Origin of the sequence: Faecalibacterium intestinale, from assembly GCF_040096575.1 — a bacterium.
Taxonomy (GTDB): Bacteria; Bacillota; Clostridia; order Oscillospirales; family Ruminococcaceae; genus Faecalibacterium; species Faecalibacterium intestinale.
This window is the reverse complement of record NZ_JBBMEN010000046.1, coordinates 1-5,790: the sequence shown is the minus strand read 5'-3', so window position 1 is coordinate 5,790 and position 5,790 is coordinate 1. Positions and strand designations below refer to the sequence as shown.

Below are 5,790 nucleotides of genomic sequence, written 5' to 3'. Positions count from 1 at the left end.
GTACACTTTATTTTACTATGAAGGCACGCCGCTTTCTGACGTTTCACCCTCTTGCATTTTGCGTGCTTTCATAGTAAAATAAAGTGTACTGCTATCGTCTTTTGCAAAAATACGGACGCGGCAGACCCAAAATTGTTTACAGCGGACGCAGCTCCGCTTTGAATTAAGCTGCACATCTTTTTATAAGAAAAAAGGAGTGCACAAGTATGAAAGGCATTATTCTCGCCGGCGGTGCCGGCACACGGCTCTATCCTTTGACCATGGTCACCAGCAAACAGCTGCTGCCGGTCTACGACAAGCCGATGATCTACTATCCGCTGTCCACCCTTATGCTGGCGGGCATTCAGGATATCCTGATCATCTCTACCCCTACCGATACGCCCCGCTTTGAGGCGCTGCTGGGCGATGGCAGCCAGTACGGCATCCATCTGCAGTATAAGGTGCAGCCCTCCCCGGACGGTCTGGCACAGGCCTTTATTCTGGGCGAAGAGTTCATTGGCGATGACTGCTGCGCCATGATCCTGGGCGATAACATTTTCTACGGCAACGGCTTCTCCAAGCTGCTCAAGAGCGCTGCGGCCAATGCAGAGAACAAGGGTCGCTGCACCGTGTTCGGCTACTATGTGCAGGATCCCGAGCGCTTTGGCATCGTGGAGTTCGACAAGGACGGCAAGGTGCTCAGCGTGGAGGAAAAGCCCCAGCATCCCAAGTCCAACTACGCCATCACCGGTCTGTACTTCTACAACAAGGAAGTGGTGGAGATGGCAAAGCAGGTAAAGCCCTCTGCCCGTGGCGAGCTGGAGATCACCACCCTGAACGATATGTACCTGAAGAAGGACGAGCTGGATGTGCAGCTGCTGGGCCGCGGCTTTGCATGGCTGGATACCGGCACGATGGAAAGCCTTGTGGAGGCTGCCGACTTTGTGCACATGATCGAAAAGCGTCAGGGCATCAAGATCAGCGCACCGGAGGAGATCGCCTTCAAGTACGGCTGGATCGACCGCGACACCCTGCTGGAAAGCGCCCAGCGCTACGGCAAGAGCCCCTACGGCCAGCACCTGAAGAACGTGGCCGAAGGCAAGCTGCGCTACTAAGCATAAGGAAAGGCACATTGGTATGAAAATCATTGTCACAGGCTGCAAAGGGCAGCTGGGCACGGAGCTGCTCAAGCAGCTGCAGGAGGGCCGCAGCGAGCTGGGCCCCATCCCCGAAAAGCTGCTCAACGCTACGGTGATCCCGGTGGATCTGCCGGAGCTGGATATCTCCAACTACAAGATGGTGGACGAGTTCGTGCGGCGCAACCGCCCGGATATCATCATCAACTGCGCTGCCTACACCAACGTGGACGGGTGCGAAGTGCACCACGACGATGCCTTTAAGGCAAACGCCCTTGGCCCCCGCAATCTGGCGCAGGCTGCCGAAAAGACCGGCGCACGGCTGGTGCACGTTTCCACCGACTATGTGTTCTCCGGCCGGGAAAACGGCGGCATTCCGCAGGATGAAGCCACCCTGCCCGGGCCCATCAGCGCCTACGGCTCTACCAAGCTCATGGGCGAAAAGTATGTGGAGCAGTTCTGCCACCGCCACTTCATCGTGCGCACCGCATGGCTGTACAGCTACTACGGCAAAAACTTTGTCAAGACCATCGTGAATGTCGGCAAAAAGTTCGGTAAGCTGGAGGTGGTCAACGACCAGTGCGGCAACCCTACCAACGCAGTCGACCTTGCCCACGAGATCCTGCAGCTGTGCGTGACCCACGAGTACGGCTTGTACCACTGCACCGGCGAGGGCATCTGCTCGTGGTACGATTTTGCTGCCGAGATCATCCGCCTTTCCGGCGTAGATGCTACCGTAGCCCCCTGCACCAGCGAGGAGTACAAGGCAAAGCACCCGGACAGCGCCGACCGCCCCAAGTGGAGCGCACTGGACAACCGGATGCTGCGCTGCACTGTGGGCAACGATGTCCGCGACTGGAAGGACGCACTGGCCTGCTTCTTCGCCAACTGGGACGGCGAAAACGGCATGAAGTAAAGAAGCCGTTTTCATAAGCGCACCGCTTACGAAAACAGCTTTTAAAACAACACCCCCTGCGGAAGAACTGAGGATGTATCATGTTTGATGCGATTTTTAGCAGATCTGTCAAGATATTAAAGATCTTTGCAAAGGTGCAGTGTGTGCTGTCCTTTGTGCTTGCGGCCATGCTGTGCGGTTCGATCCATGAAGCACTGAAGCCCTTCAGCCAGTTTTCAGCTATCGTGGCGGGGCTGGTGGCCGCTGTGGTGCTGTGGGTGCTGCAGATGTTCCTTGCATGGGCACTGTATGCCTTCGCGGAGCTGGTGGAGTACACCAAAGAGACCCACAAGGAGCTCAGCAACATGAGTAAGGGTCTGGCACGGTACACCCAAGCCACCTACGAGGAAATTCACAGCATGAACAAAGGGCTGGAAGCATACGCCAAGGCCATGGGCAAGACCATGAACAGCATGAACAAGAACCTCTACCTTGTGGCAAAGTACTGCTGCGCCGAGGAGGAACGCGCCCGCGCCGCAGCCCGCCCGCAGTCCGGGAACAACAACAAATAAATAAAGGGGAATACTGACCTATGAAAACCTATCTGATCACCGGCTGCGCCGGTTTTATCGGTTCCAACTTTGTGCACTATATGCTCAAAAAATACCCGGAGATCCTGCTGGTCAATCTGGATAAGCTGACCTACGCAGGCAATCTGGAAAACCTGAAGGACGTGGAGGGCGACCCCCGCCATGTGTTCGTGCAGGGCGATATCTGCGATAAGGAGCTGGTGGAGAGCCTGTTTGCAAAGTACGATTTCGACTACGTCATCAACTTTGCCGCCGAGAGCCATGTGGACCGCTCCATCAAGAACCCCGAGATCTTTGTGCAGAGCAACGTGATGGGCACTGTCAACCTGCTGCAGCGCGCCAAGGAGGCATGGTACGATGCCGATGCCAAGACTTGGAAAGATGGCAAGAAGTACCTGCAGGTGTCCACCGATGAGGTGTACGGCGCTCTGGGTGCGGACGGCTTCTTTATGGAGACCACTCCGCTGTGCCCCCACAGCCCCTACTCCTCCTCCAAGGCCAGCGCCGATATGTTCGTCATGGCCTTCCACGACACCTACGGGATGCCGGTGAACATCACCCGCTGCTCCAACAACTACGGCCCCTACCAGTTCCCGGAGAAGCTGATCCCCCTGATGATCAACAACGTCAAGCACCACAAGCAGCTGCCCGTCTACGGCGACGGTATGCAGATCCGCGACTGGCTGTATGTGGAGGATCACTGCAAGGCCATTGATATGGTGGCCAACGGCGGCAAGATCGGCGAGGTGTACAACGTGGGCGGCCACAACGAGCGCCCCAACATCTTCATCGTCAAGACCATCATCGCCCAGCTGCACGACCGCCTGAAGGACGAGGGCATCAGCGAGGATCTCATCAAGCACGTCGCCGACCGTCTGGGTCACGACCGCCGCTATGGCATCGACCCCACCAAGATCAAGAACGATCTGGGCTGGTACCCCGAAACTCCCTTCGAGAAGGGCATCGTACTGACCATTGACTGGTACCTGAACCACGAGGAGTGGATGAACCATGTCACCAGCGGCGACTACCAGAACTACTATCAGGATATGTACAAGAATAAGTAACAGCCTGTAAAGTTAAACTCCCCCTGCATCTCACGGTGCAGGGGGAGTTTTTGATTCAAGTGCAACGCTTGCTTTCCCGGCAGTTACCCCTTCCGTCTTGCCGCTTCGCGTCAAGCCACACTCCCCCTTTTGTCGCTGCGCGACATCTTCCCCCGGAGCGGGGGAAGTCATCCCTCAAGGGGACGGCTTATTGCGGTGGCGGTAAAGTTTTCGGCGGAGCCCAAAGGCTCCCCCTTGGGGGAGCTGGCGCGTTAGCGCCTGAAGGGGTGACCCCTCCCGTGAAAATGGAATAGCGGAGCGTCCGCAGACGCTCCGCTATTCTGAAATAAAAATATTCTTTCCGCTGAACATGGCCGGAGCAAAGCGGAAGCCATTTCAAATCGTCCCGCCTGCGGTGGTATCTACCACAAAATCCGCTGATGTCTCAATGCCGTACTGCGCAAAATACCCCTCCTCCAGCGGCACCCACCGGGCGGCAAAATCCGCGTAGCGTGCGCCCTCCCGCGCCTGTAAGCGCCGGGTCTGCTCGGGCTTTGCGCAGGTCACGAATACCCGCAGCGTCTCGTAGGGGCGCAGCAGCGGGTGGTGGCTGTAACTGCCCTCTAAGATCACCAGCGGCTGCGCGGGCAGCTGTGCCGGGGGCAGATAAGCCCCCTCCCGGCAGCTGTACGCCCGGTAGGCCACCGTCTGCCCCGCGTAGGCCAGGCGCAGCGCTTCGTCCCGCAGACGGGTAAGATCCATGTTGGCGCAGGGGGTGTGCGCCCAGTCCGGGATGCGCTGCGCGGGCGGCAGATAGAAATCGTCCGTGCGCAGCAGGGTGCAGCCGGGCAGCTGCGCCGCCAGCCCGTTGGCAAGGGTGGTCTTGCCGCTGCCGCAGCGGCCGTCCAGCGCCAGCACCAGCGGGCGGGTGGGCTTTTGCGCCAGCGCGGCGCTCAGCAGCGCAGACAGGGTGGACGCGGTGATGGGTGTGGGCATGGGGGTGAACCTCCTTGGCAGGGTGCGCCCCAAGGGGCAGACCCGAGAATATCCCCATTATACCACGACTGCCGCCGGAAGGGTAGCGCGGGTGTGGTTTGCTATAAATAACTTTTTTGTCATAAAGGCTTGACACAGCCGGTGGTGCTGTGGTACACTACTGACGTTAGAAATAACTAACCACATAAGACCCCACCGGCAGTGCCCGCAGCCCGGGCGTGCTGCTTCTTTTTTGAAGTGATGGTTAGCTACGTCTTACTCATAACAGCCCGGCATCCGGGGCACACTGACCCTGACACCGCCGCCAAAGGAGAACCGTCATGGAGCGTGATTTTGAGACCGTAATGATCGAACAATGTGCCCCGGTACTGGCGGGGCTGAAGCCTGCGGGGCTGTTCCGCTACGAAACGCGCGACCGTGCCGACCTTGCCCGGCGGGTGGCGGGCTGGAACGCCCAGCTGAACCCCAAGGGTCTGCAGGTGCGGGTGCTGCGGGGGTGCATCGCTACCCGGCAGTATCTGGTGTACGTCTACCGCGCCGCCAAGCTGCAAACGGTGCTGGCAGATGCCGCCGTGCGCGGCTTTTTAGCCCGGGAGGGTTACCGTCTGCCGGAAGATGCAGCGGACTGCGGTGCCTTGCTCGACCAGCTCAGCCTGCGTCTGTGCTGTGCGGCAGAGGCGGCGGATTTCCCCCATGAGATCGGGGTATTTCTGGGCTATCCGCTGGAGGACGTGGAGGGCTTTATCCGCTACCGGGGCAAGTGCTTTACCTGCTGCGGGTGCTGGAAGTCCTACGGCGACCCCGCCGCCGCCCAGCAGCACTTTGACCAGCTGGCCAAGTGCACAGCGGTGTATCTGCGGCTGTTCCACAGCGGCACGCCCATTTTAAAGCTGGCAGTTGCCGCCTGAAAATTGATATTCTCTTTTCAAATACTCTCTTTTATCCTGGCAACTCTCCTATGCTTCCGACACAGGAGAGAGCAATCCTCCTTTTTACACATGACCGCCCGGTGCAGTTTTGACCCCTGCGCCGGGCAGTCGTGCGTTTGGGGGAATGCGCTCCCGCGCGGGGTGGGACGATTGGGAATGCGCTGCGCTCCGCGGGGGAAGTTTCTGCCTGCCTTCAGCGTGCAGGGACGCTCCGCTGGG

The 5,790-nt window shown here is 58.7% G+C and carries 6 protein-coding genes; 5 read left to right on the top strand and 1 reads right to left on the bottom strand.

The features are described from left to right. Positions 1-206 precede the first annotated feature (206 nt). From rfbA to rfbB, 4 genes are all read left to right on the top strand, one after another. Entirely contained in the window at positions 207-1,094 is an 888-nt protein-coding gene (gene rfbA, locus WMO20_RS14145; RefSeq protein WP_112090584.1) for a glucose-1-phosphate thymidylyltransferase RfbA, read from the top strand. Positions 1,095-1,116: 22 nt separating this feature from the next. Continuing rightward, complete coding sequence (gene rfbD, locus WMO20_RS14140) at positions 1,117-2,031, top strand: dTDP-4-dehydrorhamnose reductase (protein WP_349187277.1); 915 nt, start codon at positions 1,117-1,119, stop codon at positions 2,029-2,031. A gap of 80 nt (positions 2,032-2,111) precedes the next feature. Then, positions 2,112-2,582 carry a hypothetical protein gene (locus WMO20_RS14135; protein WP_349187276.1) on the top strand — a complete coding sequence of 157 codons (471 nt, stop codon included), beginning with the start codon at positions 2,112-2,114 and terminating at the stop codon, positions 2,580-2,582. 20 nt (positions 2,583-2,602) lie between these two features. Next, complete coding sequence (gene rfbB / locus WMO20_RS14130) at positions 2,603-3,667, top strand: dTDP-glucose 4,6-dehydratase (protein WP_349187275.1); 1,065 nt, start codon at positions 2,603-2,605, stop codon at positions 3,665-3,667. Between the two features lie 375 nt (positions 3,668-4,042). Here rfbB and WMO20_RS14125 read toward each other — a convergent pair whose 3' ends face one another. Beyond that, entirely contained in the window at positions 4,043-4,642 is a 600-nt protein-coding gene (locus WMO20_RS14125) for a uridine kinase family protein (protein WP_349187274.1), read from the bottom strand. Between the two features lie 320 nt (positions 4,643-4,962). Between WMO20_RS14125 and WMO20_RS14120 the strand changes: the two genes are divergently transcribed. Next, on the top strand, positions 4,963-5,550 hold the full coding sequence (locus WMO20_RS14120; protein ID WP_349187273.1) for a DUF3793 family protein: 588 nt from the start codon (positions 4,963-4,965) through the stop codon (positions 5,548-5,550). Positions 5,551-5,790: the final 240 nt, after the last annotated feature.

Excerpts from the sequence above, each read along its gene's own strand:
- rfbD (WP_349187277.1), top strand. The coding sequence starts at position 1,117 with ATGAAAATCATTGTCACAGGCTGCAAAGGGCAGCTGGGCACGGAGCTG.
- WMO20_RS14135 (WP_349187276.1), top strand. The coding sequence starts at position 2,112 with ATGTTTGATGCGATTTTTAGCAGATCTGTCAAGATATTAAAGATCTTT.
- rfbB (WP_349187275.1), top strand. The coding sequence starts at position 2,603 with ATGAAAACCTATCTGATCACCGGCTGCGCCGGTTTTATCGGTTCCAAC.
- WMO20_RS14120 (WP_349187273.1), top strand. The coding sequence starts at position 4,963 with ATGGAGCGTGATTTTGAGACCGTAATGATCGAACAATGTGCCCCGGTA.
- WMO20_RS14125 (WP_349187274.1), bottom strand. The coding sequence starts at position 4,642 with ATGCCCACACCCATCACCGCGTCCACCCTGTCTGCGCTGCTGAGCGCC.
- rfbA (WP_112090584.1), top strand. The coding sequence starts at position 207 with ATGAAAGGCATTATTCTCGCCGGCGGTGCCGGCACACGGCTCTATCCT.